This window comes from Vibrio aquaticus (assembly GCF_003970385.1).
Classification (GTDB): domain Bacteria; phylum Pseudomonadota; class Gammaproteobacteria; order Enterobacterales; family Vibrionaceae; genus Vibrio; species Vibrio aquaticus.
In genome coordinates this window covers 15844-33545 of record NZ_RXZH01000013.1, presented here as the reverse complement: position 1 = coordinate 33545, position 17702 = coordinate 15844, and the positions used below count along the sequence as shown (strand labels likewise).

General features: G+C 45.6%; 18 protein-coding genes. 14 read left to right on the top strand and 4 right to left on the bottom strand.

The window, feature by feature from the left end:
* Window positions 1-21: 21 nt before the first annotated feature.
* Window positions 22-369, top strand: coding sequence for a RidA family protein (locus tag EJ063_RS18605; RefSeq protein WP_126575802.1), 348 nt, complete (start codon window positions 22-24; stop codon window positions 367-369).
* Between the two features lie 68 nt (window positions 370-437).
* Here EJ063_RS18605 and EJ063_RS18600 read toward each other — a convergent pair whose 3' ends face one another.
* Entirely contained in the window at window positions 438-1166 is a 729-nt protein-coding gene (locus EJ063_RS18600) for a glutathione peroxidase (RefSeq protein ID WP_126575801.1), read from the bottom strand.
* Between the two features lie 160 nt (window positions 1167-1326).
* On the opposite strand from EJ063_RS18600, the gene oxyR reads away from it, so the two are divergent.
* Window positions 1327-2223: a DNA-binding transcriptional regulator OxyR gene (gene oxyR / locus EJ063_RS18595; RefSeq protein WP_126575800.1), complete on the top strand. Its 897-nt coding sequence runs from the start codon at window positions 1327-1329 to the stop codon at window positions 2221-2223.
* Between the two features lie 76 nt (window positions 2224-2299).
* On the opposite strand, the gene EJ063_RS18590 is transcribed toward oxyR, so the two are convergent.
* On the bottom strand, window positions 2300-4819 hold the full coding sequence (locus tag EJ063_RS18590) for a penicillin-binding protein 1A (RefSeq protein WP_126575799.1): 2520 nt from the start codon (window positions 4817-4819) through the stop codon (window positions 2300-2302).
* A gap of 138 nt (window positions 4820-4957) precedes the next feature.
* On the opposite strand from EJ063_RS18590, the gene pilM reads away from it, so the two are divergent.
* The 12 genes from pilM (at window position 4958) to trpS (ending at window position 16268) form a co-directional block, all read left to right on the top strand.
* Window positions 4958-5950: a type IV pilus assembly protein PilM gene (pilM, locus tag EJ063_RS18585; RefSeq protein ID WP_126575798.1), complete on the top strand. Its 993-nt coding sequence runs from the start codon at window positions 4958-4960 to the stop codon at window positions 5948-5950.
* A complete protein-coding gene (locus tag EJ063_RS18580) occupies window positions 5940-6506 on the top strand; it encodes a PilN domain-containing protein (RefSeq protein WP_126575797.1) in 567 nt (188 codons plus the stop codon). The genes pilM and EJ063_RS18580 overlap by 11 nt, the downstream gene beginning before the upstream one ends.
* Before the next feature lie 2 nt (window positions 6507-6508).
* Window positions 6509-7099 carry a type IV pilus inner membrane component PilO gene (locus tag EJ063_RS18575; protein ID WP_126575796.1) on the top strand — a complete coding sequence of 197 codons (591 nt, stop codon included), beginning with the start codon at window positions 6509-6511 and terminating at the stop codon, window positions 7097-7099.
* Window positions 7089-7604, top strand: coding sequence for a pilus assembly protein PilP (locus tag EJ063_RS18570; RefSeq protein WP_126575795.1), 516 nt, complete (start codon window positions 7089-7091; stop codon window positions 7602-7604). Before EJ063_RS18575 ends, EJ063_RS18570 begins: the two co-directional genes overlap by 11 nt.
* Window positions 7605-7703: 99 nt before the next feature.
* Window positions 7704-9317 (top strand): type IV pilus secretin PilQ, encoded by a 1614-nt coding sequence (locus EJ063_RS18565; RefSeq protein ID WP_439333294.1) that lies wholly within the window; start codon window positions 7704-7706, stop codon window positions 9315-9317.
* Between the two features lie 177 nt (window positions 9318-9494).
* A complete protein-coding gene (gene aroK, locus EJ063_RS18560) occupies window positions 9495-10013 on the top strand; it encodes a shikimate kinase AroK (RefSeq protein ID WP_126575793.1) in 519 nt (172 codons plus the stop codon).
* 25 nt (window positions 10014-10038) lie between these two features.
* Window positions 10039-11127, top strand: coding sequence for a 3-dehydroquinate synthase (gene aroB, locus EJ063_RS18555; RefSeq protein WP_126575792.1), 1089 nt, complete (start codon window positions 10039-10041; stop codon window positions 11125-11127).
* An 80-nt stretch (window positions 11128-11207) separates the two neighbouring features.
* A complete protein-coding gene (locus EJ063_RS18550; protein WP_126575791.1) occupies window positions 11208-12716 on the top strand; it encodes an SPOR domain-containing protein in 1509 nt (502 codons plus the stop codon).
* A 93-nt stretch (window positions 12717-12809) separates the two neighbouring features.
* On the top strand, window positions 12810-13637 hold the full coding sequence (locus EJ063_RS18545; RefSeq protein ID WP_126575790.1) for a Dam family site-specific DNA-(adenine-N6)-methyltransferase: 828 nt from the start codon (window positions 12810-12812) through the stop codon (window positions 13635-13637).
* A 105-nt stretch (window positions 13638-13742) separates the two neighbouring features.
* Window positions 13743-14414 (top strand): ribulose-phosphate 3-epimerase, encoded by a 672-nt coding sequence (gene rpe, locus EJ063_RS18540; RefSeq protein ID WP_126575789.1) that lies wholly within the window; start codon window positions 13743-13745, stop codon window positions 14412-14414.
* Window positions 14415-14418: 4 nt separating this feature from the next.
* Window positions 14419-15105 carry a phosphoglycolate phosphatase gene (locus EJ063_RS18535; protein WP_126575788.1) on the top strand — a complete coding sequence of 229 codons (687 nt, stop codon included), beginning with the start codon at window positions 14419-14421 and terminating at the stop codon, window positions 15103-15105.
* A gap of 125 nt (window positions 15106-15230) precedes the next feature.
* Entirely contained in the window at window positions 15231-16268 is a 1038-nt protein-coding gene (trpS, locus tag EJ063_RS18530; protein ID WP_126575787.1) for a tryptophan--tRNA ligase, read from the top strand.
* A 220-nt stretch (window positions 16269-16488) separates the two neighbouring features.
* Here the strand turns inward: trpS and trmL are convergent, their stop codons facing one another.
* Both trmL and EJ063_RS18520 read right to left on the bottom strand, forming a co-directional pair.
* Window positions 16489-16965 carry a tRNA (uridine(34)/cytosine(34)/5-carboxymethylaminomethyluridine(34)-2'-O)-methyltransferase TrmL gene (gene trmL / locus EJ063_RS18525; protein WP_126575786.1) on the bottom strand — a complete coding sequence of 159 codons (477 nt, stop codon included), beginning with the start codon at window positions 16963-16965 and terminating at the stop codon, window positions 16489-16491.
* A 97-nt stretch (window positions 16966-17062) separates the two neighbouring features.
* Window positions 17063-17680 (bottom strand): superoxide dismutase, encoded by a 618-nt coding sequence (locus tag EJ063_RS18520; RefSeq protein ID WP_126575785.1) that lies wholly within the window; start codon window positions 17678-17680, stop codon window positions 17063-17065.
* Window positions 17681-17702: the final 22 nt, after the last annotated feature.

The window sequence follows — 17702 nt, the reverse complement described above, 5'->3', positions numbered from 1 at the left end:
TACAAAGAGAAAGTGACAAAAATGATTGAACGCCAACACACGAAACAGCGCATGAGTCGTATCGTTAAACACAATGGGACGATTTACCTATGTGGACAAGTTTGTGCTGATGCAACGAAAGACATTACTGAGCAAACTCAAACCATGCTAGATAAAGTTGAGCAACTGCTTGTTGAAGCTGGAAGCGATAAAGAACACATGCTGTCAGCAACGATTTATCTAAAAGATATGGCAGATTTCCAAGCGATGAATGCAGTTTGGGATGCATGGGTGCCTGAAGGTCATGCGCCTGCGCGTGCTTGTGTAACTGGTGATATGGCTCGTGAAGCGTTGCTGGTGGAAATCTCAGTGATAGCGGCAGAAAAGTAACTACTAGCAAGATAATAAAAAACGAACCCTGAGGTTCGTTTTTTATTATTAAAGTAACAACTGAAAGTTTAGCCTAAGTAAGCTTCTAACTCTTCGCTGCCACCAATGTGCTTACCACCAATGAATACTTGAGGAACTGTTGAGCGGCCAGTAATTGCACGTAGACTTACTGATGTCGCATCTTTACCTAGTACCACTTCTTCATATTGCAGGTCATGGTCGATTAGGTTCTGTTTTGCCTTCATACAGAATGGGCAGCCAGGCTTAGTAAAGACAGTGATCGATTCTTGAGTCTTGTAAGTTGGTGCAATGTGCTTAAGCATGGTATCTGCGTCAGATACTTTGAACGGGTCGCCTGGCTCGTTTGGCTCAATGAACATCTTCTCTACAACGCCATTTTTAACTAGCATGCTGTAGCGCCATGAGCGTTTGCCAAAGCCGATCTCATTCTTATCGACTAACATGCCCATGCCATCAGTGAACTCACCATTACCATCAGGAATGAATGTGATGTTTTCTGCTTCTTGGTCTGCTTTCCAAGCGTTCATAACGAACGTATCGTTCACTGAAACACACACAATCTCATCAACACCGTGCTCTTTGAAAACAGGGAATAACTCGTTATAACGTGGCAGGTGGCTTGATGAACATGTTGGTGTAAAAGCACCTGGTAGACTAAACACGATAACCGTTTTGTCTTTAAATAGTTCATCGGTTGTTACGTTAACCCAAGCATCACCTTGGCGTGTTGGAAAAGTAACCTGTGGGACGTTTTGACCTTCTTTCGATACAAACATAATTATTTCCTGTGTCATCTTGTTTAACTGTATTGGAGTCTTGTTAGCCATTGGCTGTGCTCGTTTGATGGAGCTATTATTAAAGAAAATCTTTGATAGTTCTAATCGTTTAATGCTATGGTTTTGATAGTTTTCTTCTATCTACCTTAAGAGGGCAGAAATGAATATCAGAGATTTTGAATACCTAGTGGCCTTAGCTGAGCATAAACACTTTCGTAAAGCAGCGGAAGCCTGTTTTGTTAGCCAACCTACTCTGAGTGGTCAAATTCGAAAACTGGAAGATGAGCTAGGAACGGCATTGCTAGAGCGTAGCAGTCGCCGAGTGCTCTTTACAGATTCGGGTCTGCAGTTGGTCGATCAAGCCAAGCGTATTTTGACAGAAGTGAAGACATTCAAAGACATGGCCAGTGGGCAAGCGGGTGAAATGGTTGGCCCATTGCACATCGGCTTTATTCCGACGGTAGGGCCTTATCTATTACCCAAGATTGTCCCGATGCTCAAAGAGACGTTCCCTCAATTAGAACTTTACCTGCATGAAGCACAAACACACCAACTTGTCCGTCAGCTTGAAGACGGAAAGCTAGATTGTTTAGTGCTAGCCGCTGTTGATGAAACCGCTGCATTTAAAGAGATTGAGATTTACAACGAGCCTATGAGTGTCGCGGTACCTTGTGATCATGAATGGGCTGATCTGACAGAGGTCGACATGTTGGATCTTAACGGCAGAACGGTTCTAGCATTGGGTGATGGGCATTGCTTACGTGATCAGGCATTAGGCTTTTGCTTCGCAGCAGGCGCGAAAGATGACGAACGCTTTAAAGCGACAAGTCTAGAAACTCTGCGCAATATGGTTGCAGCAGGTGCGGGGATCACTTTGCTACCTGAGCTGTCATTACCAAAAGAAAAGAAAAAAGACGGAGTTTGCTATTTACGTGCCGTGAACCCTGTTCCATCACGCAGTATCGTACTCGCGTATCGACCAGGCTCTCCGTTAAGAGCTCGCTTCGAACAACTCGCAGAGGCAATTCAGCTACGACTTAGCGCTCCAGCAGAGTGATAGGGAAAAACAAAAAAAGGGGCTGATGTGATGCATCAGCCCCTTTCTATTTCTCTTTCTGTTTTTACAAGCGTTTTTAGAATAGCTCTTCGCCACCCTCAGAGGTGTAGATGCTGTCTGTCAGCTCGTTTGTGATGTACTCGGTTGGTTCAGTACCTTTGACGAAATACTCAAACATCGAACTTGAATCAAACTTGTTGGTCAGCAGCCCTGAATCACGGTCGATACGAACGCGAACGATATCCTCCGGGATCTCTTTTTGTTGCTGAGGGACACCTTCCAGAGCGGTATGCATGAAGTCTACCCATGCAGGCTGCGCTGTCTTAGCTCCAGCTTCTGCACCAGAAATTTGTGACTTGCTGTCTAGGTTGCTGTTTGGTTTAGTGCGACCTAGCTTACGGTTGTGATCATCAAAACCAACCCAAGCAACCGCAACCATTCCTGGACCATAACCATTATACCAAGCGTCTTTAGAGTCGTTGGTTGTACCGGTTTTACCACCGATGTCACGGCGCTCAAGTTTTTGTGCTCGCCAACCTGTACCGTTCCAGCCAGTACCGTCACGCCAGTTGCCTCCGCCCCAGACGTTGCTGTACATCATTTCACGAACAAGGAAAGCCGTCTGCTCTGTGATCACTTGAGGTGCGTATTGCACAGTCTGAGCTTCATCTTCGACCACGTCTTGTTCGTTGAACTCAGTGTCAATCACTGGGTTCGTTTCACAATCCTGTGTACAGATAGTTTTTGGTGTTGCCTCGAATTCGAGATCGCCATAAGGGCCTTCTACTTTACTGATGTAGAAAGGTTCAACGTAGTAACCACCGTTTGCAAAGACAGAGTAACCTTGAGCCATCTTCATTGGCGTCAAACTACCCGCACCTAAGGCAATGGTTTCAGAACGTGGCACTTGGTCAACGTCAAAGCCGAAACGCGCTAGGTATTGACGAGTCTCTTCTAAGCCAACTTCACGTAATACACGAACAGCCATTACGTTTTTAGACTGCGCTAAACCAATGCGAAGACGTGTAGGGCCAGTGTAAGTCGGTGGTGAGTTCTTTGGTCTCCACGCCGTACCTTGGCTCTTGTCCCATTGGTTGATTGGTGCATCGTTGATCAGTGTTGCTAGGGTTAACCCTTGATCGACGGCAGCAGAATAGATAAATGGTTTAATACTTGAACCGACCTGACGCACTGACTGAGTCGCGCGGTTAAATTTGTTGTGGATGAAGTTGAAACCGCCAACAAGTGATAGCACAGCGCCATTTTCAGGGTTCATTGAAACAAAGGCGGTATTGGCGTTTGGTACTTGGCTTAAGTGCCATTCAGCGGTGCTTTCTTCATTATCACTGCTGATACTCACTTGGCGAACCCAAACTTGTTCACCTACTTCTAAAACATCTTGGATACGTTTAGGGGCAGGGCCTTGACGGTCATCGGTTAGGAACTTACGTGCCCACTTTACGCCATCCCAAGAGAGAATTTGTTCGCCTTCCCCTTTGATAATCACGGTAGCTTGCTTGTTGCTGACTTCTGTTACGACCGCAGGAACAAGCTTTCCGTAAGTCGGAACACGACGCAGTGTTTTCTCTATTTTATCAAACTCAAATGCGGCTTCACCTTGCTTCCATAACACTTTCTCTGCACCACGGTAGCCGTGTCGCTCGTCGTAAGCCAAAAGGTTGTTAATGGCAGCTTCATTCGCTGCCTGTTGCAGTTTTGAATCGACAGTGGTGTAGATGTTCATACCAGAGGTGTATGCCTCTTCACCATAGCGTTTCACCATCCAAGCGCGAGCAAGCTCTGCGACATACGGCGCGCTGAGTTCGATTTCTGCACCGTGGTAGCGAGAAGTGATCACTTCAGAACGTGCTTGGTCATACTCTGCTTGCGTGATGTATTTTTCATCGAGCATTCGAAGGAGAACAACATTACGGCGATGCGTTGCACGTTCTAGTGAGTGAATAGGGTTCATGGTTGAAGGGGCTTTTGGCATACCGGCTAATGTTGCCATTTCACTCAGTGTGAGGTTTTTGAGTTCTTTACCAAAGTAAGTTTGTGCCGCAGCACCAAAACCATATGAGCGGTAGCCTAAGAAGATCTTATTGACGTACAGCTCCATGATCTCTTCTTTAGAGAGAAGCTGCTCAATATGGATCGCAATAAAGATCTCTTTAATCTTACGCATGATCTTCTTTTCGTTTGAAAGGAAGAAGTTACGCGCAAGCTGCTGAGTGATGGTACTTGCACCTTGCTTAGCCGAGCCTGACATGGCCACGACCACGGCTGCACGAGTAATACCAATCGGGTCGATACCTGGGTGATCATAGAAGCGGCTGTCTTCTGTCGCGATCAGAGCCTCAATGAGGTGCTGAGGAATGTCATCGTAGGCAACAGGAATACGGCGCTTTTCACCAAACTGAGAAATCAGCTTCCCATCTTGGCTAAATACCTGCATTGGTGTTTGCAGTTCTACATCTTTCAATGTTGCTACATCGGGTAGCTCTGGTTTGACATAAAGATAGAAGCCAAAAATTGTACCGACTCCAAGAATTATGCAAATCAATGTGAATATAAACAGTCGCTTTATGAACTTCACCGGATATTCCCTGATTAGTAGGGTTCACTTTATGCAAACCCTTGTACTTTAAGCTAAAAAGTTAGCTCAATTATTTTATGTGTTTATTTAACCACCAATTTAAGCATCAGAGCTAAGCAAAGTACGGAGCTAAGCTGAATGGGTAAATCATTAGTTACAGGCATTGATATTGGCCATCACAGTATAAAAGCTGTGGTCCTCAAGCCCTACAAAGGCACATTTGCGCTGGTAGGTTATCAAGAGCTGCCAATCGACGCTGACATATTCTCTGATAATCACATGTTAAATTATCAGAAAATTGTAAAGAAACTCAAAGAACTAAGGAAGTCTTTACCAAGATTTAGCCATAAAGTTTCACTTGCAGTCCCAGATAACGCTGTAATTAGTAAAGTATTACAAATAGATAGTGATTTGGAAGCGCAAGAAAGAGAGTTCGCCATATTTCAGGCTTTTTCTCATCAGTCGCCTTTTCCCGTTGAGGAACTCAACCTAGATTTTGTTCAGCTAGAGAAAACAGGCTCAACTCAAACGAGCAGTTATCAAGTCTATGCGACCAAAAAAGAGGTGGTAGAGAGCCGAGTCGACGCCGTCGCTAAAGCGGGCTATAAGCCTGTATTGATGGATGTTCAAGCGCATGCCTTAACACAGATGTGGCAACTGGCTTCGCGTGCACATCAGCAGTCAAAATGGTTAATGCTGGATGTCGGGCTTACTCAATCCTCCCTTTGCATCGACTTCTTTGATAAAGCCCCCTTTTGCAAAGATATCCCCTTGGGTACACAGAGTATCGAGAATCTCAACGGCATAGATGATCTGGTCCATAGCAACACGGAGCGTTTCACTCGCGCATTGATTGAAAAGATCCAGCGCAATGTTCAGTTACTTGCGTCACTTCATAGCACGAATGTTGAAGGGATCTGGTTATGTGGTGGCGGGGCAATGACCCCAATGTTGGCTGAAGAGATTACTCGTCATCTTCATATTCCATGTGAGCTTTTCAATCCGCTTTCTCTGTTTGATGGTAAGAAGATCCGTTCGCAAGCTGAGCTTTCTAATGGTTATGCGTATGCCACAGCGGTCGGATTAGCGCTGCGTGGTATTGATTGGTTGGAGCACAGACATGCTGCATAACGTCAACTTACTTCCATGGCGTGATGAGCAGCGTCTGCGTCACAAAAAACGATTTGTCTTAATGCTACTTGGTGCTGTCATGGTGGCTGTTCTAGCCCAGTGGGGAATGGGGAGTTATCTGAAAACACAAGCCCAAGCTCAGCAAGCTCGCCTCAATTACCTGACGTCTTATATTGCTCAACTGGATAAACGTATCAATGCGTTAAAAGAAGTGGAACAAGAGCACAAAGCGTTATTGACTCGCCTTGAAGTTGTTGAACAGCTGCAAACCTTAAGAAACAAAACCACTGACTTTATGAATGCGATTCCGACCCTGATTCCTGAAGGGGTCTATGTCGACAAAATCAAGATGAACGGTCAGCAAATTCAAATCTCTGGCATCAGTGATACCACTTCACGCCTTGCGACAATGCTCGATAATTTAGAGAAATCAGCCTTACTCAGTAATGTGGAGATGCACTCAATCGTGCATGGTAAAGCGCGTTTTGGTAAGAAATTCCAAACGTTCAATGTCTCTTTTTCTTTTAACTCCAGTCCTTCAGATAAAGGAGCTTAACGATGGCCAATTATTCTGATTTGGATATTGAAGAGATTGCCGATTGGCCTTTATTACCGCAAGGGATCTTAATTCTATTGCTGGTGGCCATTATTCAAGGCTTTGGCTATTGGTTCTATTTGAAGCCTCAGGTAGAGCATATTGATGGGCTGAAAACGAAAGAACAGACACTGAAAACAACAGTAGCGATTAAGGCGAATAAAGTCGCGACCTTACCTAAGTTACAGGCTCAGCTTGATGAGTTATCGGAACGATATGACTACCTGTCTCGTCAACTGCCTGTGCAAAAAGAGCTCGCGAGCATGCTTGCCTCTGTCAACGAAGTCGGTCTGAAAAACTCATTGACCTTTACTCGTATCGATTGGGGCCAGAAACAGAACCAAGAATTTCTCTATCGCCTACCACTCAATATCGAATTAACGGGCGACTTCCACAATATTGGCGACTTCACCCTAGCGATTGCCGAACTACCAAGAATCATCAACTTTGACGATGTCTATTGGCAGCGAGTGAGTCAAGAAAGTAGCACACTTCATTTTCGTGTTCGCGCCTATACCTACCAGTTCAAGCCGGAGGTCAAAGATGAAAAGTAGAACGTTACTCTCTCTTGCTTTGCTGACCCTTCTTACGGGCTGTCAGGCGAATGAAGACTCTCTGGATGACCATATTGCCAAAGTAGAAAGTCAGGCTCGACAAGATGTCATCGATCTCGCACCAGTGATCGACTTTAAAATTTCAAAGTACGTGGCTCACCAAAGTCGAGAGCCATTTGTCCTGCCTCAAGAAGCCTTAGTCCTCAACCAACCGACCGTGAAGAAAAACTGTTGGCAGCCCAGCAAACGCAGAAAAAGTGGAGAGCTAGAAAGGTACCCACTTTCGAAACTTCGTTTAAAGGGAGTCATGAGCAGCAATGGTCGCGTCTCAGCCTTGGTGCAAACTCCTGCAGGCAGTGTCGTCAAGGTCAATGCAGGCCAGTACATCGGCGTGAACAACGGCAAAGTCACTCGAGTGACCGCGAAATACTTACAGATTAATGAAACCTTACCGGATGGTTTAGGGTGTTGGAATAAGCGTAACGTCAAGTTAGCGCTCAAGTAGATGTCAAAGGTTAGTATAAAAATGATAAACGGATTTAAGCAGAATTATTTTCGCTACATGAGAGTCATGTGGCTGATGTGTCTGGCGAGTTTTTCCGCCATGAGTATCGCTCAGGATGGTGGAGAGAACTTACTTAAAGGCATCGATTTTAGAGTGGATGACGAGAAGCATGCCAAAATTATTGTCCAGTTGGCTAACCCACAAGTCGCGGTTGATTTACAAAAGTCAGAGCAGGGCTTAAGCATCGAACTACTCAATACTCAAGTACCAGACGATAAGCTCTACCTTGTGGATGTGAAAGACTTCGCGACTAACGTTGAATCAATTGAAGTGTTTCGTAAACAACCGAGTGCATTGCTGGTGGCGTCGATTAACGGTAATTACAGCTACGACTACAGCCTAAATGGCAACTACCTAGAAGTGGTGGTTAAAGAGGTTAAAGAAGCCGAAAAGCCAAAACAAAAAAGCATTCTTGAGCAAGAGGGTAAGAAGATCTCCATCAACTTCCAAGATATCCCTGTTCGAAACGTATTGCAGCTCATCGCTGATTACAACGACTTTAACTTAGTGGTTTCTGATTCGGTAAGCGGTAACTTAACCTTGCGTCTAGACGGTGTCCCTTGGCAGCAAGTATTAGACATTATCCTTCAAGTCAAAGGCCTAGATAAGCGTGTCGATGGCAATGTTGTCCTTATTGCGCCCAAAGCGGAACTGGATGCTCGTGAGCGCCAAATCTTAGAGAAGGCTCGCCTAGAAGAAGAATTAGGCGACCTGACCTCAGAAATTGTTAAAGTAAACTTCGCTAAAGCGTCAGAAATTGCTGAAATGATCGATGGTGACGGCGCGATTAGCATGCTCTCTGAGAGAGGTTCATTAAGTGTTGATGAGCGTACCAATGCGCTACTCATTCGCGACCTTCAAGAAAATATTGATGTGATTCGAGAGATTGTCAGTTCGCTCGATATTCCTGTGAAACAAGTTCAAATTGAAGCACGTATTGTGACGGTGAACGAGGGTAACCTTGATGAGCTTGGCGTTCGTTGGGGATACAGCAACACCAACGGCAGCACCTCAATTGGTGGCAGCATTGAAGATAACGTTTTTGGTGTGGTGCCGATTGATGACATGCTCAACGTCAATTTAGCGGCCACTTCAGCTAATGCATCCACACTGGCATTCCAAGTCGCTAAGCTTGGCTCTGATATGTTGTTGGATTTGGAACTCTCTGCACTTCAACGTGAATCGAAAGCGGAAGTAATCTCAAGTCCTCGCCTTATTACTACCAACAAAAAACCGGCTTATATTGAGCAAGGTACAGAAATCCCTTACCTTGAGTCTTCTTCTAGCGGCGCGACCAGCGTTGCCTTTAAAAAAGCGGTACTTAGCCTCAAGGTTACCCCTCAAATCACGCCTGACAACCGACTGGTGCTTGATCTGAGCGTCACTCAAGATAGACCAGGTGACATAGTTAAAACAGGAACAGGTGAAGCGGTCGCGATCAATACTCAGCGTATTGGTACGCAAGTGTTGGTTGAAAATGGTGAGACAGTCGTACTGGGTGGTATTTTCCAACACAGTGTGACTGATGCGGTTGATAAGGTGCCACTGCTGGGTGACTTACCCGTACTTGGTGCGCTTTTCCGCCGAACGTATCAACAAATGGGCAAAAGTGAGCTGCTTATTTTCGTCACGCCGAAAGTCGTAATTCAATAAGAATTGGTTCAGGTGAAAAAATAAAGTTTGCATTAAGGGCACCTTATCTAGATAATTTCGGGTCTTATCACGAATTATCTGTGAGGAATAGGTGCCACAAGCATTTTTACTGCTAGTTATAAACTGGCTTTCCTTGTGGCGATGTCATTGAATTAACGTTGTAAATTACTGCTAAACATGGCTGAGAAACGCAATATTTTCCTTGTTGGCCCTATGGGTGCCGGCAAGAGCACAATCGGTAGACACCTAGCTCAACAACTTCACATGGAGTTTGTTGATTCTGATACCGTTATTGAAGAACGCACTGGCGCAGATATCGCTTGGGTATTTGATGTTGAAGGCGAAGACGGCTTCCGCAAACGCGAAGAATCTGTGATTAATGACCTCACCGATGAGCAAGGCATTGTTCTTGCGACGGGTGGTGGTTCAATTAAGAGCAAAGAAAACCGTAACCGTCTTTCTGCGCGCGGTATTGTTGTATACCTAGAAACAACAATTGAAAAGCAACTTGCTCGTACTAACCGCGACAAGAAGCGCCCATTACTACAAACTGATGATCCACGTGAAGTGTTAGTGTCTCTAGCTGGAGAACGTAACCCACTTTATGAAGAAATTGCGGATTACACAGTACGTACAGACGATCAAAGTGCAAAAGTGGTAGCCAACCAGATCGTAAAAATGCTAGAAGAACGTTAAGACTTTTAGCAATTGGAGAATACCCATGGAACGGATTACGGTCAGCTTAGGTGAGCGTAGCTATCCAATCTCAATTGGCGCCGGATTATTTAATGATCCGGCCCACCTTTCTTTCTTATCAGCAAAACAAAAAGTGGTCGTGATATCGAATATCACAGTGGCTCCACTTTACGCCGATAAAATCCTATCTCAGTTACAGCACCTTGGTTGTGACGCTTCTCTTCTTGAACTGCCTGATGGCGAGCAGTACAAGTCACTCGATACGTTTAACACCGTAATGAGCTACCTGCTTGAAGGTAACTTTGCTCGTGATGTGGTTGTTATTGCGCTTGGCGGCGGTGTGATCGGTGATTTGGTTGGATTTTCTTCGGCTTGTTATCAACGTGGCGTCGACTTCATTCAAATTCCAACCACACTGTTGTCCCAAGTGGACTCGTCAGTCGGTGGAAAAACCGCAGTGAATCACCCACTTGGTAAAAACATGATTGGTGCGTTTTACCAACCCAAAGCGGTGGTGATCGATACCGACTGTTTGAAGACTCTGCCTGAACGAGAGTTTGCCGCTGGTATTGCTGAAGTGATCAAATACGGCATTATTTACGATCCCGATTTCTTTGTTTGGTTAGAAGAGAACCTAGACAAACTGTATCAGCTTGATGAGCAAGCTCTGACTTATGCGATTGCGCGCTGCTGCCAAATTAAGGCAGAAGTCGTGGCAAAAGATGAGAAAGAGTCAGGTATTCGTGCATTGCTGAACCTAGGTCATACATTTGGTCATGCGATTGAAGCTGAACTGGGTTATGGTAACTGGCTACATGGTGAAGCGGTCTCTTCTGGTACGGTAATGGCGGCTAAAACGGCGCAGCTTCAAGGTCTTATCAGCGAAGAGCAAGTTGAGCGAATCCTCTCTATACTGAAAAGAGCAAAGCTACCGGTACACACACCAGAGCAGATGTCATTTGCTGACTTTATGAAGCATATGATGCGCGATAAAAAGGTGTTGGCAGGAGAGCTTCGTCTAGTATTACCAACCAGTATCGGCACGGCCGAAGTGGTAAAAGGTGTGCCTGAGTCGATCATAGAGCAAGCCATCGACTTTGCACGCAACGTTTAAATCTTCTTGTTTGTAGTATCAGCTGAGCGCGTACTCGTGTGTCGGTTGATGCTGCTGCATCGATTCTTTAGGGTTTTGAAATGAGCTTGGCGCATGATCCACGTGTGTTGGAGTTAGACTCACAAATTGAGCTGTTAGAGCGATTACAGCTGCTGACCAATTTTGGTTCCAATCTTGTCACCATTGCGGGGGCAAAAGGGGCCGGGAAAACTTGGCTGGCTCAGTACTATTTGGAGTCTTGGGCTCAAGAGAAGAATCAGTCTCTGCTGATGTGTTTTCCAAACCAAGATGATGACCAACGTCGGTCTACCATCTTAACGCAGCTCATCTCTGAACCGCTTTTTAATCCAGCCGACTCGATTACAGAATCCTTCCGCCGTTTAATGGACGGTGAAACGTGCGATGTGGTGATCGTCATTGATGATGCACATCTCTTGAATGAATCGTTCATTTCCGAGTTGTGGATGCTAGTACTTGAAGCACAAATGAATCCGGGTTGGACGGTGAATGTTTTGCTGTTCACTTTGCCGAAAAATTTGGACGCCTTGTTGACGCGTTTGAGTTATGGCCAAGAGCACAAGCCGATCGATTTGGAAATTGATACGTTATCGCAACAAGAAGCTGACCGCTTTTTTGAACATTTGGTGATTCGCCATGTCGAAGATGACATGGAAAAACGAGTGCGTAATGCATATCGTACCGTTGCTCGCCGTCCGGGCGAACTTATGGCATTAGGGGAACACAAAGTGGAAAAAAGGATTGTTATCCGCTCTATCGTAGGCTCACCAATAAACATTGCATTATTGGTGTTGGTGTTATTGTTACTGATTGGGGGAGGCTATTGGTGGATGATGTCTCAACCGACTCCCGATGACAAAGCACAACAGATCACAAGCAGTATCGAACAAACAGTGATTCCTACCTTACCTGAAGACGTTCCGGATACCGCTATCGATGGTGAAGTAATTGAGCCTGAGACTGTAGTTGATCCTACTTTGGCATCCGCTGAAGATGATTCACTATCATTGCCACCTGATGTCACAGAGCAAATCTCGAGTGTGGGCAATGCAGATGATGACCACCAACGTGTGATAATTACCTCTGATGTGGTTGATGCCTTGCTGGAAAACAAACCAGAAAGTGTCGATACCAAACCAATTGAGCAAGTGGTTGAGCAGTCAATTCCAACAGAAGAGGCTCCTGCTACAACGGTTGACGTACCTGTAGAGCAAGCGGCGGCAACTCAAGCTGAGCAGCCTGCACCTACTGTGATTAAATTCTCTTTCACTAAAGATGAGCTTAAGAGCTTTTCTCCTCGTAGCTATACCTTACAGCTCGCCGCCGTTAATTCACTGGAAGAAGTACAAAAGTTTATCGATCAATACGATTTAGCGAATCAGGTCTTTATCTATCCAACGATTCGAAATGATGTTGATTGGTACATCATCACTTACGATAACTTCCCAACGATCCAAGTGGCTCGTGATGCAGTGCAAAGCCTTTCCGAAGAGCTGCAAAACTTAGAACCTTGGGCAAAATCTCTTACCCAGGTTCAACGTGAAATTGAACGCGTTGAACGAGACAACTAGAAACCGCACTTTAGCCAGAAAATAGTCTGAGATTAATTGCAAAATATGTTACATTCCGCAGCCTTAATTTGTGGTTGATAGATAGAGCAGTAGATGAAGAAGCAGCGTGCCTTCCTGAAATGGGCAGGTGGAAAATACGGACTTGTCGAAGATATCCAGCGTCACTTGCCTGAGGCTCGTAAACTGGTAGAGCCGTTCGTTGGTGCTGGTTCTGTCTTTCTGAATACTGACTATGAGCAGTACCTACTGGCGGATATCAACCCAGATCTGATCAACCTCTACAACCTGCTCAAAGAGAACCCACAAGCGTATATTTCTGAAGCGAAGCGTTGGTTCTGCCCAGAGAACAACCGCAAAGAAGCGTATCTTGATGTTCGTGCGCAGTTTAATGCTACCGATGATGTGATGTACCGTTCGCTTGCGTTCCTTTACATGAATCGCTTTGGCTTTAATGGTCTGTGCCGTTACAACAAAAAAGGCGGTTTTAATGTACCGTTTGGCTCGTACAAGAAACCGTATTTCCCTGAAGCCGAGTTGGAGTTTTTTGCAGAGAAAGCCAAGAAAGCAACGTTCGTTTGTGAAGGTTACACAGAAACCTTTAAACGCGCGCGCAAGGGCAGTGTGGTTTATTGTGATCCACCGTATGCGCCGCTTTCTAGTACCGCTAACTTCACTTCCTATGCAGGTAATGGTTTCACCTTGGATGACCAAGCTGCACTGGCCGATGTTGCAGAAAGGGCCGCGACAGAACGTGGTATTCCCGTGCTTATCTCAAACCACGACACCACATTGACACGCCGTTTGTATCATGGTGCTGAGCTTAATGTGGTGAAGGTGAAACGTACCATTAGCCGCAATGGAGCAGGTCGCAACAAAGTTGATGAACTTCTTGCGCTTTTCCGACCGGTTGAAGGCAAATAGTCACATTTCATTAAGCTTCCCTATCTTCTGACCTTTAGCTTAGGTAGAATTGCGCGCAAAGTTTCTTCAGTGTGCAATGATGCCAATTAATACTAGAGGTCAGGTATGAAAGATTTCCTTATCGCTCCATCAATTCTGTCTGCGGATATGGCTCGCCTAGGCGAAGACGTAGAAAAAGTGCTCGCAGCAGGGGCTGATGTCGTTCACTTTGACGTAATGGATAACCACTACGTACCTAACCTAACTTTTGGCGCACCTATCTGTCAGGCACTGCGTGACTACGGCATCACGGCACCGATTGATGTACACCTAATGGTTAAGCCTGTTGATCGCATCATTCCTGACTTTGCTAAAGCTGGCGCTTCCATGATCACTTTCCACATTGAAGCTTCGGAGCACGTTGACCGCACACTTCAACTGATCAAAGAGCACGGTTGTAAAGCGGGCGTGGTACTAAACCCTGCAACGCCACTCTCTCATCTTGAATACATCATGGACAAAGTGGACATGATTCTGCTGATGTCTGTGAACCCAGGCTTTGGCGGTCAATCATTCATCCCGAACACGTTAGATAAGCTTCGTGCAGTACGTAAGATGATTGACGAATCAGGTCGTGACATTCGCCTAGAAATCGACGGTGGTGTTAAGGTTGATAACATCAAAGAGATTGCTGAAGCGGGCGCGGATATGTTTGTCGCAGGTTCTGCAATCTTTAACCAACCAGATTACAAAGAAGTGTTCGACCAAATGCGCGCTGAGCTAGCAAAGGTTAACTGATTCAATGAGTAATATTAAATTAATCGCTTTCGATTTAGACGGTACGCTATTAGACAGTGTGCCAGATTTAGCGGTCGCTGCTGACCAAGCAGTACAAGCGTTAGGTTACCCGTCAGTGACTGAAGAACAGGTACGCGATTATGTGGGCAATGGCGCAGACATCTTAATTGGCCGTGCATTGAGCCGCAGCTTAACGTTGTCACCGGATCTTGACCCTGAATTGCATGCTAAAGCTCGTGTGTTATTTGATGATTACTATGAGAAAAGTGGTCATAAGCTTAGTCATCTTTACCCTGCGGTAAAAGAGACGCTAGCTGAGCTGCACAAAGCGGGCTTTACGATGGCGCTGGTCACCAACAAGCCATCGAAGTTTGTACCAGAAGTGCTGGCGAAACATGGCATTGATAAGTACTTTGTTGATGTGATTGGTGGTGATACTTTCCCTGAGAAAAAGCCGAACCCGATGGCGCTGAACTGGCTGCTAGAGAAACACAACTGCCAAGCTGATGAAATGATGATGGTCGGTGACTCAAGCAATGACATCAAAGCCGCGAAAAATGCGGGTTGCCATTCGTTCGGTTTGACTTACGGCTACAACCACGGTGAACCTATTTCGGCATCAACCCCTGATTATGTCGCTGACACCATCGCAGAATTGTTAGAAGCCGTATCAGTTTGTACTGAAGCCTAATAAAAGATCTTTAAAAATACTCGTTAATGAGTACACTGAGTAAACCGTGTGATGAGGTAATGACTACCTGAGATTACACGGTTTTTTTCATTTATTCGTAATAAGAAGTCAAAGGAATTATTCCCATGAGCAAGCCCATTGTATTGAGTGGTGTTCAACCATCAGGTGAACTAAGTATCGGTAACTACCTGGGTGCTCTACGTCAATGGCAGCAGATGCAAGACGATTACGATTGCCAATACTGTGTTGTAGACCTGCACGCGATTACGGTTCGCCAAGATCCGAAAGCGTTGCATGAAGCAACATTGGATGCATTAGCAATCTGTCTCGCGGTTGGTGTTGATCCACAAAAGAGCACGTTATTTGTTCAGTCACACGTACCAGAGCATGCTCAACTTGGTTGGCTTCTTAACTGTTACACGCAAATGGGCGAGCTGGGCCGTATGACTCAGTTTAAAGACAAGTCTGCACGTTACTCAAAAGACTCATCGAGCCAATTTGGTGACGTAAACGTGGGTCTGTTTGATTACCCAGTGCTTATGGCTGCAGACATTCTGCTTTACGGTGCGCATCAAGTGCCAGTAGGTAGTGACCAGAAGCAACACCTAGAGCTCGCGCGTGATATCGCTAACCGCTTTAACAATATCTACTCGCCTGAGCAGCCAATCTTCCAGGTGCCTGAGCCGTATATTCCAACTGTGAATGCACGTGTAATGAGCCTACAAGATGCAACGAAGAAGATGTCTAAGTCTGACGATAACCGTAAGAACGTGATTACTCTGCTTGAAGAGCCGAAATCAATCATCAAGAAGATCAACAAAGCTCAGACAGATGCAGAAACGCCACCACGTATCGCACATGACTGGGATAACAAAGCGGGCATCTCTAACCTAATGGGTCTGTACTCAGCAGCAACAGGCATGAGCTTCGAAGAGATTGAAGCGAAATACCAAGGCGTTGAAATGTATGGTCCGTTTAAGAAAGACGTTGGTGAAGCCTTGGTTGCAATGCTTGAGCCAATTCAATCTGAATACCACCGTATCCGCGCTGATCGCGCTTATATGGATCAAGTGATGAAGCAGGGTGCAGAGAAAGCCTCAGCTCGCGCAGCAGAAACGCTGAAGAAAGCATACGAAGCCGTTGGTTTTGTGGCTCGTCCATAGACCTATCTGTTTTCGATAAACATAAAAAACGGACTCATCAGAGTCCGTTTTTTTACATCTAAATTTGTCCTTCCCTAGAACGACGAAGGAGAGAGTAGGGAATCTTTTAAGGTTTGTGATTACTTGAAGAGATCCCCAATTCGTTCGTTCCTCACTCTTGAGGATGGCAGAAGAAAAAAGGGCTGGCGAAAACGCCAGCCCTTTCAGATTCAGATACTTGTTACTGAGCGCCATCAAAACCCATTTGTCGCCAAGCTTCAAAAGCAATAATTGCGACGGCATTTGACAGGTTCAAGCTGCGCGCATCCGGCATCATTGGAATGCGAATACGCTGCTCCATAGGCATGCTTTCAATCAGCTCTGCGGGTAACCCGCGTGTTTCTGGACCAAATAGCAGGACATCGCCTTTTTGGAAATTTGCGTCCACATGGTGGCCAGTCGTTTTGGTCGTGCAGGCAAAAATGCGGTAATCCCCACGCTCTTTCTCTAGGAACTCAACAAACGCTTGGTAGTTTTTATGACGAGTCACACGAGCAAGGTCGTGGTAATCCAGGCCCGCTCGGCGCACTTTTTTCTCTTCTAAATCAAAACCCAGTGGCTCAATTAGATGAAGGTTAGCGCCGCAATTGGCACATAGGCGGATAATGTTACCCGTGTTAGGGGCGATCTCTGGCTCGTAAAGGGCGATATCAAACATACTGTCATTCTTGCACTATGGGATTTAGACCGGAAAGTATAAGGCGACATAGAACAACCGCCAAGCCTGACGTTGTGAGTTTTTATATCCGAGGGCATTACTTCCCTTGTGCGAGAGCCACGGCATAGTTCTCACTTACGGCGTCCCAATTCACCACATTCCACCAAGCATCAATGTATTCCGGGCGACGATTTTGGTAACTGATGTAATAGGCATGTTCCCAAACATCGAGAGCCAAGATCGGTTCACCTTGTGCCTCAGCGACGTCCATCAAAGGGTTGTCTTGATTAGTCGTTGAGGTAATGTGCAGCTCTCCATCTTTGACAATAAGCCAAGCGAAACCAGAGCCAAAGGTATTGATTGCTGCTTGTGCAAACAACTCTTGAAACTGTTTGAAGCTGCCAAATGTCTTCACGATCGCTTCAGCCAATGTGCCTTCTGGCGCTCCGCCACCATTTGGTGTCATGCAATTCCAATACAGAATGTGATTGTAATAACCGCCGCCATTATTGCGAACGGCAGGAGAGTGCTGAGATACACCGGAAAAAATATCGACTAAGCTGGTGGTTTCAAGCTCGCTGCCTTTGACTGCGGTCATGAACTTGTCAAAGTAGGTGCGATGGTGTTTGCTGTAATGCACTTCCATGGTTTTCGCATCGATGTAAGGCTCAAGAGAGTCGTAAGCGTAGGGCAGTTCTGGGAAAGTATGAGACATAGTAAATCCTCCATAATTGAAG